We start from the raw sequence: 20877 nt of genomic DNA on the forward strand, positions 1-20877 counted from the left end.
GAGAACCGGCATCCGCTGACCCCGGCGGTGATCGGGGTTCCTTAGGTCCCTAAAGGTGAATGGGACCCCGCGATCCCGTCGGTCAAGGGATCCCTCCGGCCGCGAGGTACGCGGCCACCCTGTCCGAGCGATTCCACATGAGCGGCCCACTTGGTCGTTGCGGCGAAAGCGCGCAAAAAACCTGCCATTCCAGGCACTAAATCCACGCCCTGTCGCCAATAAATGCGAATAATTCGCATTGCCAAATCTGGCGTGACGTGGCTCTATGCGCCTCAGAAATGATGCGGCTGCGACGCATGCGCAGTTCCGTTGGCGCCGTGGCTGGCCGGTCGATCGGATCGGTCCGGACGACGCCTCCAAATGGATGGATAGATGCTGAAGATGGGATCGTTCTCGGGCCGCGTGCTGGCCCCAATCGGCGCCGTGGTTTTTTTGACCCTCGCGACGGCGCTGCCCGCCGCTGCGCAGGAGGCACCGGCCACCACAAATGTACCAGCCGCTGCTGATCCGAGCGCGCCGGCGCCCACCACGGATGCCACTGTCACGGATGCCACTGCCGCCGGTGCGACGCCCACCGATGCTACAACCGGCGCGGTTCCCGCTGCCGATGGCCTGCCGCCCGGCACCACGGAAACGGTGGACGGCTATCTCCTGGGACCCGATGGGCAGCTGCTCCTGGGGCCGGATGGCCAGCCGCTGATGGCCGAGGAAGTCGCCGGCAATCTGCCGCACGATCTTTCGCCCTGGGGCATGTTCATGCAGGCCGATTGGGTGGTGAAGACCGTGATGATCGGTCTTGCCTTTGCCTCGGTCGTCACCTGGACGGTCTGGCTGGTGACCAGTCTCGAATTGATGGCGGCCCGGCGCCAGGCGCGGCGCGCGCGCGCCACTTTGGCCGATGTATCCTCGCTCGCCGAAGCAGTCGCGGTGGCACAGAGCAAGGAAGGCGAGCTCAAGGAAGGTGCCGCCCGCGATCTCATCGCCGCCGCCGCCCATGAAATGCACATCTCGACCGGGCTCCCGGCGGAAGGCATCAAGGAACGCGTGGCCTCGCGGCTGGAACGGATCGAGGCGGCGGCCCAGCGTTACATAACGCGCGGTACCGGCATCCTGGCGACGATCGGTTCGACGGCACCCTTCGTCGGTCTCTTCGGCACGGTCTGGGGCATCATGAACAGCTTCATCGGCATCTCCAAGGCGCAGACCACCAATCTCGCCGTGGTGGCGCCCGGCATCGCCGAGGCGCTGCTCGCAACCGCGATCGGCCTGGTGGCGGCCATTCCCGCCGTCGTCATCTACAACAAATTCTCGCGCTCGATCTCGGGCTACCGCGCACTTCTCGCCGACATCTCGGCGGAATTGCTGCGCCTGGTCAGCCGCGATCTCGATCAGCGGCGCGGAACTTTACGCGAAGCGGCGGAGTAGGAGGGCAGGATGGCCGTCCGGCTCAATCACGGTGAAGACGAGCTTGCCGAGAATCACGAAATCAACGTGACGCCGTTCATCGACGTCATTCTGGTGCTGCTCATCATCTTCATGGTGGCCGCACCCCTGTCGACGGTGGACGTGCCGGTTGATCTGCCGGCGGCCAGTGCCACGCCGCAGCCTCGGCCGCAGAAGCCGGTCTTTCTCACCATCGAAGAGACTCTGGCGCTCAGCCTCGGCAACAACCAGGTCCCGCGCGAGCAATTCGCCGCCGCCATCGATGCCGAAACCGGCGGCAACAAGGACAGCCGGATTTTCCTGCGCGCCGACGAGAAGGTCGATTACGGCGAGGTCATGCTGGTGATGAACCTGCTGCGCGAGGCCGGTTATCTCAAGATCGCCCTGGTCGGCCTCGAAGGAGCCGCCCCCTCGACTGGCGCCACGCCGGTGGTGGAGTAGGGCGATGGGCGAAGGGCTCGACCTCTCTCTGGAAAAGCCGCGCCGCTACTGGGCGCGCTGGCTGGGGGCCGGGATCGTCATCGCTGGCATGCATGTCTCAGGCGCTGCCATCGGCATGATGATCGAATGGCATCCGCCGCTCGAACAACCTGCCGCCATGCCGCCTGCCGTGATGATCGATCTGCAGCCGGTGGGCCGCACACCGCCGCCGCCGCAACGCATCCCGCCCCAGGCCGAACGCCAGCCGAGCGAAATCGAACCCGATCTGCCGCCGCTGACCGAGCTTGAAGATCTGCCGCTGCCCCTCCCCGACGTGCAGCCGGAGGTCGAGGTGAAGAAGAAGGAAAAGAAAAAGAAGAAGAAAGAGGACAAGGCACCGGTCAAGAAGGTCGAGAAGAAACCCGAGCCGAAACCGGTCGAGACCCAGCAGCCGCCGCAGGATTTCAAGACCGCGACCGAGGCGCCCTCGCCGACCCAGCATGAGGTCGAGAACGCGGAAGTCGCCGCAGCGCCCAATCTGCCCGTGGGACCGAGTGCCGCCGAGCTTGCCGCCGAGATGAACGAGATGAACATCTGGGCGGGTCAGGTGAATGCGCATTTGAACAAGTACAAGAAATATCCGCGCGCGGCCAAGCGCCGGAACCAGACCGGCAGCCCGGCGGTGCGCTTTTCCATGGATCGGAACGGTTATCTGATCGATGTCGTGCTGATTGACAGTTCGGGCCATGAATCGCTCGACGAAGAGGCGATCGACATGTTCCGCCGCGCCGAACCGCTGCCACCTTTGCCGCGCAGCAGCCGCACGTCGATGGTGACGCGCGAATTGGCGATCAATTTCAGTCTGAACGACTAGAACGCCGCGCAGGCGATCTCGACATAGGTCTCCGGCGCGGGCGGACCAGCGCAGAAACGCGCCGTCGCATCCGTGCGATTGCACCAGATACCGGAGAAGATCGTGAATCCGATGGGATCGTCCGGGCTGCTGCCGTCCCGGCGCAGAGGCGCTTCCGACAACGCGGCTTTGGCCCGGCCGGTGGCGAGCGCTGCTTCAATGGCGGCAAGGCGCGAGCGTGAAATCGGCGAGCCCGATTCCGGCGCCTGCTTGGGATGGTTGGTATGCCCATACCAATCCGCGCCGCCGGGCACCCGCCGCACACCCGCCGCGTCGCATTCGAACCCGCACCACGCATGCGGATCGGCGATCAAATAATGGAGACCCGAGGCGTGGCGGATCTCGCGGAGAAACATGTCGGCATCGCTCAGCGATGGACGTTCCAGCACGCCCCGGATGACGAAGAGACAGGGAAGGCCGCGCCGCGTCGGCGGCAATTGCAGCAAAGTATTGCAGCAGATGGAAAGGCCATGACTGTTGATGCCGCTCATGCCCAGCGTGCCCGCCAGTGTCGCCACCATGGCCGATCCGCCCTGTTCGAGCGGATAGCGCAACACCACCTGCAACCCGTCCATCCAGGCGCTGATATCGAGATTCTGCCCGGACCAGACGCGGCCCTCAGTGTCGCGATAGGCAAAGCTGGTGCAGGCTTCGGCATGCTTTTGGTTGGTGATCCACCATTGCTCGTCGGTGAGATTGAGCAGCAGCACGTCGTCGAAACGCTGCTTGGCTCCGGCGGCGATGCCCTGTAATTCCACCCAGAGATCCGGCGTCCATTTCTGCGCGGCGGCGGCGAAACCGGTGCCTTGCAACAGCCTGTCGGCGATCTCGCGCCAGGGCATACCCATCTGCGTTGCCGTCGTCTCGCGCCACAGATCGATATGCCGCGCGATCATCTCGCGGCAGGCTTCGCCATGGGCGCGGCCGCGCGTCCGCGCATCGCCGCGCAAATCGAGGATGGGAAAGGGCGCTCTCACTTGGGCGCAGCCTTGTGCAACTTCGCCCGCCTTTGCACGGCTGAGGTAAGCGCCAGGAGCAGCCCGGAAATCACCACCAGCACGATGGCAGCGGCGGCGATGGCCGGACTGATCGATTCTCGGACACCGCTGAAGATCTGTCGGGGCAGCGTGCGCTGATCGGCACTGCTGATGAAGCTCGCGATCACCACTTCGTCGAAGGAGATGAGGAAGGCAACCAGCGCGCCGGTCATGATGCCGGGCGCCACCAGCGGCACCAGGATGCGGCGGAAGCTCAGCCACGGCCCGGCACCCAGCGAGGCACCGGCACGCATCAAGGTGCGGTCGAAACCCTTGAGGCTCGCCATCACCGTCGTCACCACCACGGGGGCCGCCAATCCGGCATGGGCGAGAATGAGCGAGAGGCGTGAGCCGATGAGGCCCAGCGCGGCGTAGAAGCTGAAACAGGCGACACCCAGGATGATGATGGGGAGGACCAGCGGCAGCGAGATCACGGCCAGGATGCTGCGCTGGCCGGGAAAGCGGCCCCAGGTGAGACCCATCGCCGCGAGGGTACCGAGCGCGGTGGCGATCGCGGTCGAGGCGACGCCGATAATGAGCGAATTGACCAGCGCCCCGGTCCAGCGCGGATCGGTGAACACGACCTCATACCAATGCAGCGACCAGCCCGGCACCGGCAAAGTCAGCATGGTGCCGCTGGTGAGCGAGATCGGCACCATGATGGCGAGCGGCGCCAGCAGGAAGATCATCACCAAAGTGGTATGGAATTGTGCGAGGCGAGCACGGAATTTCGGCCAGAAGAACATCAGCGGCGCATCCCCTGCAGCTTCTGGAAGGCACCCCAGGCCAGAGCGGCGATGAGCAGCACCGCCATCAATTGCACGGCAAGGGCGCCGGCCAGGCCCCAATTCAGCGTCTTGTTGGTATAGAGCGCCACATAGGAGCTCAGCATCTGGTCGCGCGGCCCGCCGATCAGCGTCGGCGTGATGTAATAGCCGAGCGCGAAGACGAAGACGATGGCCGAACCGGTGAGAATCCCCGGGGCGAGGAGCGGCAGCAGCACCCGCCAATAGCCCTGCCACCAATCGGCCCCCAGCGACGAGGCCGCGCGCAGCAATTCCTTCGGCAGTTTCAGAAGAACGGCGAGGATCGAGAGGATCATGAGCGGCAGCAGCACCTGCACCATGGCGACATAAAGCGAGCCCCGCGTATAGACCAGCCGCAACGGCTCCTCGATGAGGCCGAGGAATTGCAAGGTCGCATTCACCGGCCCTTCGCCCTGAAGGATGATGATCCAGGAAACCGTGCGCACCAGCAGCGAGGTCCAGAGCGGGAAGAGGACCAGTGCCAGCAGCACATTCGACCAGGGCGGTCGCGCATTGGCCAGCACATGAGCGACCGGCAGGGCGAGAAGGATACAGATCAGCGTCACGTTGATGCCGATGACAATGGTGCGCCAGATGATCTCGCGGAAGATCGCACGGTCGGCCGATACGTTGACGATGCCGCCCGCGATGTCGCGCTCGAGATCCAGCGATTGCAGCAGATAGAAATCGGTCCAGGGGGCGCCGGCCGATTTGAGAAGCGCCCAGAAGCGGATATCGCTGAGCGCGGGAATCGCCTGAAGGAGGGCGGCGGGCCGGGTTTCCGCCGGCCCGTCCACCAGCATCCCCGCCTTGATGAAGCCATTGCGGACGCCGGTCATCTGCTGGTTGAGCGCCTGGGCGACCTGACCCAGCGTGCCGGCCTCGCGCGCGGCCAGGATGTCGTCCGCCAGCGCCGACAGGCTGGCATCGCCGGGCAGGCCATAGCCGGGCTGCCAATCGGCAAGGCTCGCCGCGACGCGCGGCAGGTTGTCGGCCAGCAGATTGTTGTCGATGGCGCGATAGAGAAACTGTGCCACCGGGATGACGACCGTGATCACGATGAACAGCAGCAGCGGCAGGACCAGCAGGAACAGGCGCAGATCGCGATTCACCCAAAGACCCGAAAGAACCGAGCGCCAGTTGCCTGGCGCTCGGTGTCTCGGACCCATTCGCTGCGCGTCGCCCGTTCGCTGCGTATCGTTGGTCAAAGCGACGCAATCTCCTCGGTTATTGGGCGAGCCAGGCCTGGAAGCGCTGCTCCAGGGCTTCCTTATTCTCTGCCCAGAAATCGGTGTCGTAAACCGCCGCGTAAGGGAGGTTCTTGTCCGAGGTCGGCAGACGGTCGAGCTGTTCCGGCGTCAGGTATTCGCTGACCTTCTTGTGGCCGACGCCATAGGCATAGAGCTTCGGGAAACCCGCCTGATTCTCCGGCTTGGCGAAGAATTCGACGAATTTCTCGGCCTGGGCCTTGTTGGGAGCCCCCTTCACGATCGCCCACATATCGGTGCCGTAGAAGAAGCCGGCTTCCCAGGCGATGACGTATTTCGCCTTGGGATCCTTCTCGTTCTCGGCCGTGACGCGGGCATTGTAGAGATCCGTCATCACCACTTCGCCGGCCTGCAGGTTCTGGAAGGCATTGGTCGAGCTGGTCCACCAGACGACGTTGGGCTTGATCTTGTCGAGCATGGCGAAGGCGCGGTCTACGCCACCTTCCTTGCGCAATTCGGCATAGACCTCGCCCGGTGCCACGCCATCGGCCATCAAGGCGTTTTCCAGCGTGTATTGCGCCTGGCCCAGCATGCCGCGCTTGCCGGGAATCTTTTCGACATTCCAGAAATCGGCCCAGCTCTTCGGGCCGTCCTTCAGCTTGTTGCCGTCATAGACCATGACCGTGGCCCAGGTGTCGGAAGCAAGTCCGCAGGGATGGATCGTGCCGGGCAGGTAATCGTCCTTCTGGGCATAAATCGCGTCGGGCAGTTTCTCGAACAGCCCCTCGGCGCAACCCATTTCCAATTGCGGCGCCTCGACGCTGACGAAATCGTAGACGATCGCATTGCTTTCAATCTGCGTGCGCAGCTTGGCCAATTCGCCGCCCCATTCGTCGAGCGTCACCTTGATGCCGCTCTCGGCGGTGAAGGGCTGGAACACGCCCTTGTCATAAGCCTCGTTCCACGATCCGCCCCAGCCGACGGCGGTCATCGTCTCTTCCGCCTGCGCCGATCCGGCGGTTGCGAGCAAAGCAAAGGCAGCGAACATTATGCGGGATTTCATGCAAACCTCCTGTTTGAACGTCTGGTGTTTTTTGTTGTTTTGGATTTGATCAAATCCTATGGATGTGTATGCTCGCTGTCAACGGCAAGAATGTGAACGCACCTCCGATCGCTGGAAGGAACGCGAAAATGCCGAGGATCTCGTTCGAGCATAAAGGTGAGGCATGGATCGACCGAATTTGGAAATCGACGCCGCGATTGCCGAGGCGCATGGCCGCTTCCTGAAGGCCAATCCGAAAAGTGCCGCGCGCCACGAAGGGGCGAAGCGCGCTCTCCCTGGCGGCAATACCCGCGCGGTTCTCTGGTACGAACCCTTTCCGCTGACCCTGACCGGCGGCGAGGGCTGCCGCGTCACCGATCTCGACGGCAACACCTATGTCGATTTTGTCAGCGAATACACCGCGGGCCTTTACGGCCACTCGAACGCGAAGATCGCGGCCACCATCAAATCCATCGCCGATAGCGGCTGGGTGCTGGGCGGCCCCAATCCCTACGAAGCGCGGCTTGGCCAGGCGATCGTCGATCGCTACCCGGCGATCGAGCGCGTGCGGTTCTGCAATTCAGGCACCGAGGCCAATCTGATGGCGCTGTCGACGGCGCGTGCCGTCACCGGCCGGAAATCGATCCTCGCTTTCGACGGCGGCTATCACGGCGGCATCCTGACCTTCGCCCATGGCGGTTCGCCCTTGAATGCGCCCTATCCCTTCATCTTCGCGCAATACAACGATCTCGAAGGCACGGCGACCCTCATCCGCCAGCATGCCGGCGACCTCGCCGCGGTCATTCTGGAACCGATGATGGGTGGTGGCGGCTGCATCGCCGCGGAGCCGGAATTCCTCGCCATGCTGCGGGAAGAGACCGCCAAAGCCGGCATCATCCTGATCTTCGACGAGGTGATGGCCTCGCGCCTCTCCTATCGCGGCTATCACGGCATGGCCGGTATCAAGCCCGACATGATCAGCCTGGGGAAATATATCGGCGGCGGCTGCAGCTTCGGCGCCTTCGGCGGCCGCGCCGACATCCTCGACCGGTTCGATCCGGGCCGGCCGGATTCCTTCGGCCATGGCGGCACCTTCAACAACAACGTCTTCAGCATGGCGGCGGGCCTGACCGGCTTTACCGAGGTGCTGACGGAAGAGGCGCTTAACCGCATGAATGCGCTGGGCGAAGAGTTGCGTGCCGGCATGAACGCGCTCATCGCCGCGCGCGGGATCGGCGCCGTCGTGACCGGGGTAGGCTCGATCATGAATCTGCATTTCGTGGCGGGGGAGGTGACATCGCCCCATGATGCCGAGGCGGGCGACCCGCGCCTCCTCCATCTGTGGCAGATCGAATCGCTCCTCAAGCGGCAATATGTGACCCCACGCGGCATGATCGCCCTTTCGCTGCCGATCGGGCGCGCGGAAATCGTTGCCTTCCTTGACGTCTTCGCCGAATTTCTCGACAGCTATCGCTCGGTCCTGCCGAATCGCGAATAGCGGCGGGTGGGCAACAGGACGTCCCAAGGTATGGCGAACAAAGATCAGGCGGCTCGACAGCGCAAACCGGCGACGCCGCCCAGCCTCGCAAAAAGGATGGGGCGCGCCCGCCGCGTGCCCCATGGCAGCACCCATGAGGACATCTATCGGCGCCTGAAACACGCCATCATGTCGGCGCGCTTCATCCCCGGCGAACGCCTGGTCGTCTCGCAGCTGGAGAAGACCTTCGGCACCAGCGCCATGCCGATCCGCGAAGCTCTCCGCCGCCTGGTGGCCGAGCAGGCGCTGGAGAACAGCCCCAATCGCGGCGTCCAGGTGCCCTTCATGACGGCGAGCCGCCTCATGGATCTCCGGCGCGTGCGCTGCGAGATCGAGGGCCTGGCGACGGAATGGGCGGCGACCCACATCACGCCGGCCGAACTCGACCAGTTGCAGGCGATCCAGGACCGGCTCAACGGCCTGGTCGCCGCCCATATCAGCCAGGATTATCTCGACCTCAATCTCGAATTCCATTTCACCATGTACCGCGCCGGCCGCTCGCCCATGCTGATGCCGATCATCGAAAGCCTCTGGCTGCAGGCGGGGCCCAGCCTCAACGCGATGCGCATGACTTCGACCCTGGGCATCGGCATGGATCATCACGAGGAAAACTTGAAAGCCCTGCGCCTGGGCGACGGCAAGGCGGCACGGGCGGGGCTTGAGCGCGAGATCACCGAAGCGGCGGAGATCATCCTGAAATCGCTCGCCGGCAATGGCGACGAGCAAGACTGAAAATCGGTAGCAAATAAAGACAGGGGAGAGAAAAATGGCTGAAGCAGCCAAGACGACCAAAACCGCGGGTGCGCGCAAGGTGATCATCACCTGCGCCGTCACCGGCTCGGTACACACGCCGACGATGACGCCCTATCTCCCCATTACGCCGGACGAGATCGCCAAGGAATCGATCGCCGCCGCCGAGGCCGGCGCTTCCGTCATCCATCTTCATGCCCGCGACCCCAAGGACGGGCGGCCGACGCCCAATCCGGACGTCTTCATGCAGTTCCTGCCGCGCATCAAACAATCCTGCGACGCGGTCATCAACATCACCACGGGCGGTTCGCTCGGCATGTCGATGGATGACCGCCTGGCGGCCCCCTTGCGCGCCAAGCCCGAGCTCTGCTCGCTCAATATGGGCTCGATGAATTTCGGCATCTTCCACGCCGCGGACAAGATCACCGAGTGGAAATACGACTGGGAAAAACCCTATGTCGAAAAGACCCGCGACAACATCGTCAGCAACACCTTCGCCCAGATCGAACGCGTGATCCGCGAGCTCGGCCATGGCTGCGGCACGCGCTTCGAATGCGAATGCTACGATATCGGCCATCTCTACACTTTGGCGCATTTCCTGGATCGCAAGCTGCTGGAGCCGCCGCTTTTCGTGCAGACCATTTTCGGTGTGCTGGGCGGCATCGGTCCGCACCCCGAGGACCTCGCCCATATGCGCCGCACCGCCGATCGGCTGTTCGGCAGCGATTACCAATGGTCGATCCTGGCCGCCGGCCGCCATCAGATGACACTCGCCACCATGGGCGCCACGATGGGGGCCAATGTGCGCGTCGGCCTCGAGGACAGCGTCTATCTGGGGCCAGGGCAGCTCGCCAAGAGCAATGCCGAGCAGGTCGCCAAGATCCGCGGCATTCTGGAGGGTCTCTCGCTGGAAATCGCCACCCCCGCCGAGGCCCGCGCCATGCTGAAACTCAAGGGCGGCGACCAGGTCGCGTTCTGAGGACCGGTATTTGTGAGGAAATGTAACCGGCGGCGACGATTTTGAAGGAATTGTCGCCGACCGGCCCGACTTGCTAGGCTGGTGCCTTATCGCAGGAGCCGCCACCAGCACGCATGCGCCCCACCCGATCCCCCAAGAGCGACATGGCCTTGACCGCCGATCTGGTGGCCCTGTGCGAACGCGCCGTGCCGGATCCCGGCCCGCGTCCGGGCGTCACCCATTTCACCGAGGCGGAACTCGCCGCAACCGCCCAGCGGCTCTCGGCGGAACATGGCAGGGAGCCGGTCTGGGTCTTCGCCTATGGGTCGCTCATCTGGAATCCGGGTTTCACCTGGGATGCCTATCGACGGGCGACCGTTCATGGCTGGCATCGCTGCTTCTCGATGAAGATGGAGCGCTGGCGCGGCACGCCGGAACAACCGGGCCTGATGATGGCGCTGGAACGCGGTGGGTCCTGCGAGGGCATTGCCTACCGCCTGCCGGAACAAGATCGGCAGGCCGAGCTCATCAATCTCCTGAAGCGCGAGATCGACGGCCATGAGGACTTGCCTTACGTGCGCTGGCTCAATGTCCGCGCCGAAGGCGAGACACACAAGGCCCTGGTCTTCTGGGCTCTCCCCAAGGGCTATGATTTCCCCGAACGGCCCAGCCTGGAGACGGCCGCGCATATGCTGGCCCGGGCCTGCGGCCATGCCGGGTCGGGTGCTGCCTATCTCCACCGCACGGTCGAGAAGCTCGCCGAACACGGCATCTGCGACCGCAACCTCTGGCGGTTGCAGGAAATGGTGGCAAGGGAGATCGAGGCCTTGCGGCGGGCATAGCTTCGCATTGTCACGTCACTTGGCTTTGGCTAAGACTGGCGCGAGCCATTCGCCGGAGCACATCCATGACCGCCATCAATCCACAGCCCTTTCCCTTCGTTTCCGTGAGCGGTGCGCCCTATGAGCGGGGCGTGCAATATGGCCGGGCGGTTCCGGAACGGGTAAAGCGCAGCATCGGGCTCTATGGCGGGACGCTCGACGAATTGGGCATGGATGCCGCGCAGAAGAAGAAGCTCATCACGGCCTTTGCCGATCAGATCGCGGGCTTCGGCGCGCATTATCTCGCGGAGATGCGCGGCATCGCCGATGGCGCAAGCGTGGCCCTCGACGACATCATCCTCATCAACGCGCGCACCGAGATCGTGGCGCAGGCGCGGCGCGAGATGCGGAAGCCGGAGGCGGAAGATGATGCGGTGGATGGCTGCACCGGCGCGGTGATCCTGCCTGAACGCAGCGCCAGCGGGCGGATCATTCACGGCCAGAACTGGGATTGGCGCGCGGAATGCGCCGAGACCGCGATCGTGCTGCGCGTGGCGCGCGAGGATGGCCCGGATTTCATGACCTTCGTGGAAGCCGGCGGCCTGGCCCGCTGCGGCCTCAACGCGGCCGGCATCGCCATCACCGCCAATTACCTCGAATCCGATCGCGATTACCGCGAGACCGGAATCCCCCTGGTGCTGATCCGCCGCAAGGTGCTGGAGCAGAAACATTTCGCCATGGCCTTGCGCGCGGTGGCGGCGACGCCGAAGACCTGCTCCAACAACATGATGGTGAGCAGCTCGGAAGGCTATGCCGTCGATTTTGAATGCGCGCCGGACGAGGTCTTTCCGCTCTATCCGGCGGACGGGCTGCTGGTCCATGCCAATCATTGGGTGAGCCCGGTCGCACTCGCGAAATTGAAGGATGTCGGGTTGCTGGGCGATTCCTTCTACCGCGACAAGCGCGTCGAGCATCTGCTGGGTGCGCGCAAGCTGACGCCCGATGATCTCAAGGCGGCCTTCTTCGACGATTTTGCCACACCCTTCGCGGTCTGCCGCCCGGTCCTTCCCAATTCGGCGGGCGATCTCTCGGCCACCGTCGCCATGATCATCCTCGATTCGACCGAGGGCACGATGGACATAGCCCCCCTGCCGGCGCATTGCCGCGACTTCACCCGCTATTCGCTGCAGGCGCCGCCGCAAGCTCTCCGCCGGGCGGCGGAATAGGATGGCGAAGAAACCCGCCCCGACCGGTCCCCGGCTCCGTGTGGTGATCGAGCCCGATATCGCGATCGGGCCGGGCAAGGCCGATCTCCTCGAGGCGATCCGCGAGACCGGATCGATCTCAGCCGCCGGAAGGCGCCTCGGCATGAGCTATCGCCGCGCCTGGCTGCTGGTCGACGAGCTCAACCGGCATCTGGGTGCCCCGGTGGTCGATGCGGTGACCGGCGGATCCAAGGGCGGCGGGGCGGCGCTCACCCGGACCGGGGACGAGGTCCTCACCCGCTACCGGCGCATGGAAGAGGCCTGCCGCGCCGCCATCGCCGCCGATGTCCAGGCGCTCAAGCAATTGATCCGGCGCAATCAACGCCAGAAATAGCCCGCCAGGACCTCGGCCCAACCCCGTCGGAAACGCATAAGTCCTTGCCGGTTGGATGTTTCTTGCCGGCAAAGCAGCATGTTAATCTCAGCCCCATGACGCCTTTGCCGCTCATTCATGAACTGCCCGCAGCGGCGCTCGATCCGGAGCGCTGGGCCGCCGCCTTGCGGCCGCAGGGCGGCTTCGTCTTTCTCGATTCCGCCCTCCGGGATCCGGCGCTCGGCCGCTATTCCTTCCTGATGGCCGACCCGTTCCACTGCCTGGTGGCGGAAGGTGCGCGTGTCACCCTCGATGGCGCGGCGGTCGCGGGCGATCCCTTCGCGGCCCTGGCCGATCTGATGGCGCGCTATCCATTGCCGCGCCAGCCGGATCTGCCGGCCTTTATCGGCGGCCTCGCCGGTTCCTTCGGCTATGGCCTCCGCCATCACGTCGAGCGCCTGCCGCATCACCGCCGCGCCCAAAGCGGGCAGGACATGCCCGATCTGCTCGCCGGCGCCTATGATCTCGTCGTTGCCATCGATCATGTGGTGGGGCGAGGCTGGCTGATCTCTAGCGGCTATCCGGCCGAGGGGGCCGCGCGCGAAGAGCGCGCTCGGGCGCGGATCGATTGGGCGCGGGGCCTCTACGATGCGGCGACGCCCGAAGGCGAGCCCAGCGCCGATTGGGCGATCGCCGCCCGGCCCGATCTCGACGGCGCCCAGTACAAGGCGATGGTCCGCCGCACGATCGATTACATCGAAGCGGGCGACATCTATCAGGCCAATATCACGCAGCGATTCCGCGCGCGGCTCCATGCCGGCATGGATCGCCTGGCGCTTTACCGCGCCCTGCGCCGCCGCAATCCCGCGAGTTTCGCGGCCTTCCTGGAATTCGGCGACACCGCCATTCTTTCGTCCTCGCCCGAGCGGTTCCTGAAATTGCAGGATGGCCAGGTCGAGACACGGCCGATCAAGGGCACCCGCCCGCGCGGCCGCAATGCCGCCGAGGATGCGGCACTTGCCGCCGAATTGCTGGCCAGCGAAAAGGACCGCGCCGAAAATCTGATGATCGTCGATCTCTTGCGCAACGACATCAGCCGCGTCTGCCGCATGGGCAGCGTCAAGGTGCCGGTGCTCTGGGGATTGGAATCCTTTGCGACCGTGCATCATCTGGTCTCGGTCGTGACCGGCGAGATGCTGCCGGAGAAGAACGCCGTCGACCTGCTGCGCGCGACCTTTCCGGGGGGGTCGGTCACCGGGGCGCCCAAGATCCGCGCCATGGAGATTATCGCCGAGCTGGAGCCGACGCCCCGCGGCCCCTATTGCGGCGCCATCGGCTATCTCGGCTTTGACGGCGCGATGGACAGCAACATCGTCATCCGGACCTATTGCGTGAAGGGGAACGATCTCACCTTCCAGGTGGGTGGCGGCATCGTCGCCGACAGCGATCCGCAGGCCGAGCTGGAGGAAAGCCTCACCAAGGCGAAGGCGCTCATCGAGACTCTGGCACAAGGCATCGGCACAAAGCGCATCGGCGGGTCGGCGGCATGATCTGGCTCAACGGCCAGATATTGCCCCCGGGTGCTGCGCGCATCGATCCGCGCGACCGCGGTTTCACCCTGGGCGACGGCGTGTTCGAAACCATGGCCGCCAGAGACGGTCACCCGATCCGCCTCGGCGATCATCTGGAACGCCTGGGGCGGGCGGCGAAGCTGCTCGATATCCCGCTGCCGGTCGAAGCGAGCGAGCTCCCCGCGGCAATCGCGGCGGTTCTTGCCGCCAACGATCTCACGACCGGCATGGCGGCCTTGCGCCTCACCTTGTCGCGCGGGGTCGGCTCGCGCGGTCTCCTGATGCCGCTCGATCCCAAGCCCACTTTGGTCATCATCGCCGCGGCGCATCCGCCGGTGCCGGATCACCTGGATGCCGCCATCGTCGCCGTGCGGCGCAATGAGGGCTCGCCCCTCTCGCGCATCAAATCGCTCAATTATCTCGACAACGTCCTCGCCCAGCAGGAAGCCCAGGCGCGCGGCGCCGATGAAGGCCTGATGCTCAACAATGCCGGCCATCTCGCCGGTTTCGCGCGCGGCAATCTGTTTCTCCTGAAGGGGCGCCATCTGCTGACGCCGCCTTTGGTGGACGGGGTGCTGGACGGCATCGTCCGCCATGTATTCCTGGTCCGGGCGGGAGAGATCGGCCTCGATCCCGGCGAGGCCTCGCTGCAGCGCGCCGATCTCGAGACCGCCGATGCCGTCTTCATCACCAATTCGCTGCTGGGCTGCGTCGCGATCCGGCGCCTGGACGGACACGATCTGGCCCAGGCTCCGGAAACCGTTGCCGGCCTCCTTTCTCTCCTGAAATCATAGGTTTAGCTCGGGATTTGGTCGATCAAGATCGATCGATTGATCGATTGTGTCGATCAATCATATCGGAACAACCCGTTTGAGCTTTCCGGCACTCTCAGCCATATTTGCAGTTAAGAATTATTCGCAATCACAGGAGATTGCCATGCTGAGAGACATCGCCAAGACCCTGAGCTTCGCCAGCCTGCATTTCGGCGTCGGCTTCGGTGTCACCTATGCCCTGACCGGCTCTCTCTCGATCGCGACCGGCGTCGCGCTGATCGAGCCGGCGGTGAACACGGTGGTCTTCTTCTTCCATGAGCGGATCTGGGCCAAATTCCCGGCCAAGGTCAGCGTCCATGGCGGCCATGGCTATCGGCATGGCGTGGACCAGCCACAACGTCTGCCGCTGATCGAGGACAGCCACACGCATATGGGCCACGATCATTTCGGCCTCCTGCGGCGCTTCGCCCAGCAGGGATAGAACGAGCCGGGCGACGGGTTGCATTCCGCCGCCCCTCGCCGCAGCATGCCGCCCGCAAAGGATGGGGCGGTTTCAAGATGAGTGATGTGATCGCGGCATTGTCGGCGGCTCTGGGTAGCCACAATGTTCTGACCGGTGCCGATATCGGTGCCAAATACAAAAGCGATATGAGCGGAAGCGGCGAGAGCTTACCCCGGGCTCTCATCCGCCCGCGTTCGGTGGCGGAGGTTTCGACCGCCCTGCGGCTTTGCCATGAACACGGCACCGCGGTGGTGCCGCAAGGCGGCCTCACCGGCCTTGCCGGCGGGGCCAATCCGCGCGGCGAGGATATAGCACTCTCCTTGGAGCTCTTGAGCGGAATCGAGGAAATCGATGTCCAGGCCGGCACCCTCACGGCATTTGCCGGCACGCCGCTGGCGCGCGCACAGGATGCCGCGGCGGCAGCGGGCTTTCTGCTGCCCCTTGATCTGGGGAGCCGCGGCTCGGCGCAAATCGGCGGCAATGTCGCCACCAATGCCGGCGGCAACCGCGTCATCCGTTACGGCATGGCGCGCGCCCTCGTGTTGGGATTGGAAGTCGTGCTGGCTGACGGCACAATCCTCACCCATCTCAACAAGATGCTGAAGAACAATGCGGGCTTCGATCTCAAGCAGCTTTTCATCGGCAGTGAGGGGACACTCGGCATCATCACCCGCGTGGTCTTCCGCCTGAAGCCTTTGCCGCGTTCGACCGCGACCGCCTTTTGCGCCGCGCCCGATTTCAAATCCGTGCTGAATCTGTTGGGCCGGGCGGAAGGCGAATTGGGCGGCCCGTCCGCCTTCGAAGTGATGTGGCCGGATTTCTATCGCTTCGTCACCGCCCATCCGGCGACCAAGGCGCAACCCTTGCCGCAAGATCACGGCTTTTACGTGCTGATCGAGCATCAGGGGAATGATGCCGAAGCCGACCCGGCGCGGTTCGAGGCGTTTCTGGGCGCAGCATTGGAAGACGACATCATTGCCGATGCCGTCATCGCGCAGAATGAGAAGGACGCGCAGAGCTTCTGGCGCGTGCGCGAAGGCCTGGCGCTGGATACCCTGCCGCATCTCGTCAATTTCGACGTATCACTGCCCATCGGCAGCATCGACGATTTCGCGCGCGATTGCCGGCAGCGCCTCGCCGTGCGCTGGCCGCTGGAGGGGGAGAACCACGCCGCCTTCTTCGGCCATATCGGCGACAGCAATCTCCACATCTGCGTCTCGGTCGCCTACGGACCGGGCGAGGGCATGCACGATGTCGACGAGATCGTCTATGCGACCGTGCGCGATTTCAACGGCTCGGTCTCGGCCGAGCATGGCATCGGCACCTTGAAGCGGGATTATCTCGGCCATTCCCGCTCGGCGGCCGAGATCGAGGTGATGCGGCGGTTGAAGGCAGCACTCGATCCCAAGGGCATCCTCAATCCGGGGAAAGTGATCTGAGCCCAATCCGGTCCTTCCCTGAGGAGAGACCGGGTTGGACCGGATGGATCGCTATCCCTGGTTCCAGTCGTCGTAATGGATTTCGACCAGACTGTTGAGCTGCGCCACGCTGCTCACATTGGCGAGTTGCTCGTTGCCGACGAAATCGACCGAGCCGCCGCCGGCGAAGTTGAGTTGCAGCCAGCCATTGGCGGTATGGCTGATGGTGACCCCCGGATCGCCAGCCTCGCCGATGCCCTGGAAGTCGAGGATGTCGTCGGCGATGTCGAAATCCTTGACGTGATCGTGGCCGTTATTGCCGAACACGTCGAAGAAGAAGATGTCGGCGGTGGTGAGCGCGGTGCCGTCACCATAGAGCGAGTCGTCGCCGGCCCCGCCGAACACCCAATCCGTGCCGGTGCCACCGCGTATTTCATCATTGCCGGTGCCGCCATCGAGATAATCGTCGGCCGCGTCGCCATTGATCATGTCGTTGCCGCCGCCGCCCCAGATGAAATCGTTGGCTCCGCCGCCGAACAGATAGTCGCGGTCGTCGCCGCCATCCAGGCTGTCCTCGCTGGTGCCGCCATAAAGGATGTCGCTGCCTTCGCCGCCTTCCATCAGCGCGCCGCCGCCCTCGGCATGGAGGGTGTCGTCGCCATTTTCGCCCTTCAGCGTGTCATAGCCCTCGCCACCATGGATATAGTCGTTGCCGGTGCCCCCGGTGATGAGATCGGCCCCACCATCGCCGTGAAGGTCGTCATTGCCGGACCCTCCGGTGATTACGTCGTTCTCGGTACCGCCATGGATTTCGTCGGCGCCACTGCCGCCGTTCAAATGGTCGATGCCGCCATCGCCCCACAATTTGTCATTGCCGGATCCGCCGGCAAGTTCGTCATTGCCGTTGCCGCCGTCGAGGACGTCGTTGCCAATACCGCCGTCCAGCGTATCATTGCCGTTATAGCCATTGAGCGTATCGTCGCCCGACATGCCGAACAGTTCGTCATCGCCACCGAATCCGACCAACTGGTCGTTGCCGTCATAGCCGTAGAAGATGTTGTCTTCGTCGTCGCCGACGATGGTGTCGGCAAAGGCCGAACCGTTGATCTGCTCGATGCCGGAGAGCTGGTCGCCATAGCTGTCGGCCGGGATGTCGTTGTCGATGCCGGTATCGCCGCTATTGCCGTTGCCAAGATCGATATAGATGCCGTCGGGGGAATCGATGTAGCTGGCGACGTCATAGCCGGCACCGCCGACCAATTGATCCGCGCCGGCTCCGCCCACCAGCCAGTCATTGCCATAGCCGCCGATGAGCACGTCATTGCCGGCACCACCGAGGATCTTGTCGTCGACATTGGACCCGATCAACGTGTCGGCGCCCGTTGTGCCGTTGCTCGTCGCGGCGAAGGTCCGATAATAGCCCATCTTCAGCAAATCGAGATCGTAGCTGTAGGTGCCCGGGTTCTGGCCGATCGGCCCCACGGGCGGTTTGTTCACAAGCATGGCAACCTCCTCAAGACTGGGTTGACGGAAAGCGGGGCAGACGAAATGCCTGCCTTGAGGAGAGGTCGCGCGGGGTGCGGGAATCGACGGTTGCCATGGACCGGAATGTGACGCGGCGCACAGATGCGGCGCGTGCCGCAAACTATCGCGGCCGATCGCATACGTCCGTGTAGTTTTTCTTTAGAGCGCGCCGCGCGCCAAGGCCATGCTGAACCGCGGCAGCAGGCGACCGCGATAGCCGGTGGCCGTGTCGCCGACATGCCGGGCGCCCATGGCGGCGTAGAAGCCGGCGGCCTGCGGGTCGGAATCGATCAGCAATTCCTCGGTGCCCAAATCGCGTGCCAGATCGCAGGCCTTGTCGAACAGCGCGCGGCCGAAGCCCCGGCCCATTTGTTCCGGCGCCACGAAGAGCAGGGTGAGGTCGGCGCGGGCTCTATCCAGCCGGTCGACCTGCACGACACCGCCGGGTGCGCCGCCCGGATCCAGCGCCACCCAGACGCGACCCAGGGCGATGGCTTCGCCTGAAACGCGGATATGGTCGCGCACATTTTCCATGAAGACGGTATCATAGCCCCAATGCGCCTTCGCTCGAAAGCAGATGTCATCGAGCATTGCGCGCTCATCTTCGCGCGCGGGGCGCAATAAGATCCCCACCGGCGCTCAGACCATTTCCAGCGGCCGCGCTTTTTTGGGCGGCGGGAAGGCGGCGTCGATCTCGGTCAGATCCTGTGGGGAGAGGACGATATCCGCGGCGGCGGCGTTTTCCTTGAGGCGATCGATATTGCGGCTCTTCGGCACGGCGAAGACATGGGGGTGGCGGATGACCCAGGCGAGCAGCACCTGCGCCGCTGTTGCCTGGTGGCGCCGGGCAATGGGTTCAAGCGCCGTCAGCGTGCGGGCATCGCCTTGCGCCAGCGGGCAATAGGACATGATCGGGATGCCGAGCCTGGCCTGCTGCGGCAGCAGGTCGAATTCGATGCCGCGCGCGGTGACGTTATAGAGCACCTGATTGGTCTGGGTTGTTTCCGCGCCGGGCAGGGCCAGCCATTCCGTCAAATCGGCGGGGTCGAAATTGCTTACCCCGAAACTCCTGATCTTGCCCTGGCGCTGCAGATCTAGAAAGGCATCGAGGGTCTCGGCCAAGGGATGGCCGCCCCGCCAATGCAGGAGATAGAGATCGACATGATCGGTCCCGAGGCGTTTGAGGCTCTGCTCGCAGGCCTGGATCGTGCCCTTGCGGCTGGCGTTCTGGGGCAGCACCTTGGTCACCAGATAGACCTCCTCCCGCCGGCCGGCGATGGCCTCGCCCGTCACTTCCTCGGCGCCGCCATTGCCGTACATTTCGGCGGTATCGATGAGGGTGAGGCCGAGATCGAGCCCGGCGCGCAGGGCCTTGGCCTCGGCCGCCCGTTCGGCCCCCCGTTCCCCCATGCGCCAGGTGCCTTGGCCAATGACCGGAATCCGGCTGCCATCCGGCAGGGCTAATCGTCGCATCGTTAAATCCTCGTGTTTCTGATGATTGGCTTCAGTCTAGCGCGGCGCGGCCGGGGCGGCTATCATCGCCGCCATGGCAAACATCCTTCTCATCCTTCTTATCATCTTCATGGTGCTCGCTTTGGGCTCGCTCCTGGTCGGCGTTTTCGCCATGGGCAAGGGCGGCGAGTTCAACAAGAAGAACAGCAACAAGCTGATGCGCTACCGCATCCTGTTCCAGGGCCTGGCGGTCGCCTGCTTCGTGCTCTATCTGCTGGCGCGCTGAGTTTTCATATGGTGCAGCTTACCCGCATCTATACCAAGGGCGGTGACAAGGGCTCGACCTCGCTCGGCTCGGGCAAGCGCGTCAAGAAGCACGATTTGCGCGTGGCCGCCTATGGCACGGTGGACGAGGCCAATGCGGTGATCGGTGTCGCGCGCCTCCATACCGATGGCGAGATCGACGCCATGCTGAACCGGATCCAGAACGATCTCTTCGATCTCGGCGCCGATCTCTGCCAGCCGGAAGATCCCGCCGATTACCCGGCGCTGCGCATTGTCGAGGCGCAGGTCGAAAGGCTGGAGCAGGAGATCGACCGCCTCAATGCCGAATTGCAGCCCCTGAAAAGCTTCGTCCTCTCCGGCGGCTCGCCCGCCGCGGCCTATCTCCATCTCGCCCGCACCGTGGCGCGCCGCGGCGAGCGCGACATGACGGCGCTGATGGAGGTGGAGGCGATCAATCCGGCGGCCCTCCGGTATATCAACCGCCTCTCCGATCTCCTTTTCGTCATGGCCCGCCATGTGAACGGCAAGGGCAAGGACGACGTGCTCTGGGTTCCGGGGAAGAATAGGTAGTTTTTCAGCGATCTCGGTGCATTGATGCGCCTGCGAAGACGGCCCTCCGGACCGGCTGCCAATGCCCAAATTTCCAGCATGGCTTGCCTAGCGAAGCTGCAATTTGTCGCCGGCCCACAGTCCGCCATAGGGTTAATCCGGCTGGTCGAAAGTCCACGAAGTCATTGAAATTTCGCCCATAAGCGCTTGTCTGACGTTCCTGGGCCAGAACCCTCGCGGCGTTGACACAAAGATGCCATGCCCCTATTTTGCGCGTGCGAAATTTACTG

22 protein-coding genes are annotated in these 20877 nt (G+C 64.1%); 15 read left to right on the forward strand and 7 right to left on the reverse strand.

Annotated features, from left to right (window positions below):
* Positions 1-372 precede the first annotated feature (372 nt).
* Genes exbB through ACE3PR_RS00015 form a run of 3 tightly spaced genes read left to right on the forward strand, consistent with a single transcriptional unit; the run spans position 373 to position 2737 of the window.
* A complete protein-coding gene (exbB, locus tag ACE3PR_RS00005) occupies positions 373-1425 on the forward strand; it encodes a tonB-system energizer ExbB (protein ID WP_374366740.1) in 1053 nt (350 codons plus the stop codon).
* 9 nt (positions 1426-1434) lie between these two features.
* Positions 1435-1884 carry a TonB system transport protein ExbD gene (gene exbD / locus ACE3PR_RS00010; protein ID WP_374366742.1) on the forward strand — a complete coding sequence of 150 codons (450 nt, stop codon included), beginning with the start codon at positions 1435-1437 and terminating at the stop codon, positions 1882-1884.
* A gap of 4 nt (positions 1885-1888) precedes the next feature.
* Entirely contained in the window at positions 1889-2737 is an 849-nt protein-coding gene (locus ACE3PR_RS00015; protein WP_374366744.1) for an energy transducer TonB, read from the forward strand.
* On the opposite strand, the gene ACE3PR_RS00020 is transcribed toward ACE3PR_RS00015, so the two are convergent.
* The 4 genes from ACE3PR_RS00020 to ACE3PR_RS00035 all read right to left on the reverse strand — a co-directional run bounded on the left by ACE3PR_RS00020 (position 2734) and on the right by ACE3PR_RS00035 (position 6890).
* Positions 2734-3753, reverse strand: coding sequence for a C45 family autoproteolytic acyltransferase/hydolase (locus tag ACE3PR_RS00020; RefSeq protein ID WP_374366746.1), 1020 nt, complete (start codon positions 3751-3753; stop codon positions 2734-2736). The genes ACE3PR_RS00015 and ACE3PR_RS00020 overlap by 4 nt on opposite strands.
* Positions 3750-4559 (reverse strand): ABC transporter permease, encoded by an 810-nt coding sequence (locus ACE3PR_RS00025; protein ID WP_374366748.1) that lies wholly within the window; start codon positions 4557-4559, stop codon positions 3750-3752. The genes ACE3PR_RS00020 and ACE3PR_RS00025 overlap by 4 nt, the downstream gene beginning before the upstream one ends.
* On the reverse strand, positions 4559-5731 hold the full coding sequence (locus tag ACE3PR_RS00030; protein ID WP_374366750.1) for an ABC transporter permease: 1173 nt from the start codon (positions 5729-5731) through the stop codon (positions 4559-4561). The genes ACE3PR_RS00025 and ACE3PR_RS00030 overlap by 1 nt, the downstream gene beginning before the upstream one ends.
* Before the next feature lie 115 nt (positions 5732-5846).
* Positions 5847-6890 (reverse strand): ABC transporter substrate-binding protein, encoded by a 1044-nt coding sequence (locus ACE3PR_RS00035; protein ID WP_374366751.1) that lies wholly within the window; start codon positions 6888-6890, stop codon positions 5847-5849.
* Between the two features lie 163 nt (positions 6891-7053).
* Between ACE3PR_RS00035 and ACE3PR_RS00040 the strand changes: the two genes are divergently transcribed.
* From ACE3PR_RS00040 to ACE3PR_RS00085, 10 genes are all read left to right on the forward strand, one after another.
* Entirely contained in the window at positions 7054-8367 is a 1314-nt protein-coding gene (locus ACE3PR_RS00040) for an aspartate aminotransferase family protein (RefSeq protein WP_374366753.1), read from the forward strand.
* A gap of 30 nt (positions 8368-8397) precedes the next feature.
* Entirely contained in the window at positions 8398-9138 is a 741-nt protein-coding gene (locus tag ACE3PR_RS00045; RefSeq protein WP_374366755.1) for a GntR family transcriptional regulator, read from the forward strand.
* 34 nt (positions 9139-9172) lie between these two features.
* Positions 9173-10135: a 3-keto-5-aminohexanoate cleavage protein gene (locus tag ACE3PR_RS00050; RefSeq protein ID WP_374366757.1), complete on the forward strand. Its 963-nt coding sequence runs from the start codon at positions 9173-9175 to the stop codon at positions 10133-10135.
* 143 nt (positions 10136-10278) lie between these two features.
* Entirely contained in the window at positions 10279-10956 is a 678-nt protein-coding gene (locus ACE3PR_RS00055; RefSeq protein ID WP_374366758.1) for a gamma-glutamylcyclotransferase, read from the forward strand.
* A 65-nt stretch (positions 10957-11021) separates the two neighbouring features.
* Positions 11022-12161 (forward strand): C45 family autoproteolytic acyltransferase/hydolase, encoded by a 1140-nt coding sequence (locus ACE3PR_RS00060; protein WP_374366760.1) that lies wholly within the window; start codon positions 11022-11024, stop codon positions 12159-12161.
* 1 nt (position 12162) lies between these two features.
* A complete protein-coding gene (locus ACE3PR_RS00065) occupies positions 12163-12534 on the forward strand; it encodes a winged helix-turn-helix domain-containing protein (protein WP_374366762.1) in 372 nt (123 codons plus the stop codon).
* A gap of 62 nt (positions 12535-12596) precedes the next feature.
* Positions 12597-14063, forward strand: coding sequence for an aminodeoxychorismate synthase component I (pabB, locus tag ACE3PR_RS00070; RefSeq protein ID WP_374366764.1), 1467 nt, complete (start codon positions 12597-12599; stop codon positions 14061-14063).
* Positions 14060-14878 carry an aminotransferase class IV gene (locus tag ACE3PR_RS00075; RefSeq protein ID WP_374366766.1) on the forward strand — a complete coding sequence of 273 codons (819 nt, stop codon included), beginning with the start codon at positions 14060-14062 and terminating at the stop codon, positions 14876-14878. Before pabB ends, ACE3PR_RS00075 begins: the two co-directional genes overlap by 4 nt.
* A 142-nt stretch (positions 14879-15020) precedes the next feature.
* Positions 15021-15338 (forward strand): DUF2061 domain-containing protein, encoded by a 318-nt coding sequence (locus ACE3PR_RS00080; protein WP_374366768.1) that lies wholly within the window; start codon positions 15021-15023, stop codon positions 15336-15338.
* Between the two features lie 77 nt (positions 15339-15415).
* Positions 15416-16798: an FAD-binding oxidoreductase gene (locus tag ACE3PR_RS00085; protein ID WP_374366770.1), complete on the forward strand. Its 1383-nt coding sequence runs from the start codon at positions 15416-15418 to the stop codon at positions 16796-16798.
* Between the two features lie 51 nt (positions 16799-16849).
* On the opposite strand, the gene ACE3PR_RS00090 is transcribed toward ACE3PR_RS00085, so the two are convergent.
* The 3 genes from ACE3PR_RS00090 to ACE3PR_RS00100 all read right to left on the reverse strand — a co-directional run bounded on the left by ACE3PR_RS00090 (position 16850) and on the right by ACE3PR_RS00100 (position 19774).
* Positions 16850-18280: a hypothetical protein gene (locus tag ACE3PR_RS00090; RefSeq protein ID WP_374366772.1), complete on the reverse strand. Its 1431-nt coding sequence runs from the start codon at positions 18278-18280 to the stop codon at positions 16850-16852.
* A gap of 180 nt (positions 18281-18460) precedes the next feature.
* The gene (locus tag ACE3PR_RS00095; protein ID WP_374366774.1) at positions 18461-18892 is read right to left on the reverse strand and encodes a GNAT family N-acetyltransferase; all 432 of its coding nucleotides are present in this window, start codon (positions 18890-18892) and stop codon (positions 18461-18463) included.
* Between the two features lie 48 nt (positions 18893-18940).
* On the reverse strand, positions 18941-19774 hold the full coding sequence (locus ACE3PR_RS00100; RefSeq protein WP_374366776.1) for an aldo/keto reductase: 834 nt from the start codon (positions 19772-19774) through the stop codon (positions 18941-18943).
* Between the two features lie 73 nt (positions 19775-19847).
* On the opposite strand from ACE3PR_RS00100, the gene ACE3PR_RS00105 reads away from it, so the two are divergent.
* Together ACE3PR_RS00105 and ACE3PR_RS00110 are read left to right on the forward strand one after the other, a co-directional pair.
* On the forward strand, positions 19848-20039 hold the full coding sequence (locus ACE3PR_RS00105; RefSeq protein WP_374366778.1) for a twin transmembrane helix small protein: 192 nt from the start codon (positions 19848-19850) through the stop codon (positions 20037-20039).
* Positions 20040-20047: 8 nt separating this feature from the next.
* Positions 20048-20608, forward strand: a complete 561-nt coding sequence (locus ACE3PR_RS00110; protein ID WP_374366780.1) for a cob(I)yrinic acid a,c-diamide adenosyltransferase — start codon at positions 20048-20050, stop codon at positions 20606-20608.
* Positions 20609-20877: the final 269 nt, after the last annotated feature.

It is taken from the genome of Dongia sp. (assembly GCF_041909655.1).
Classification (GTDB): Bacteria; Pseudomonadota; Alphaproteobacteria; order Dongiales; family Dongiaceae; genus Dongia.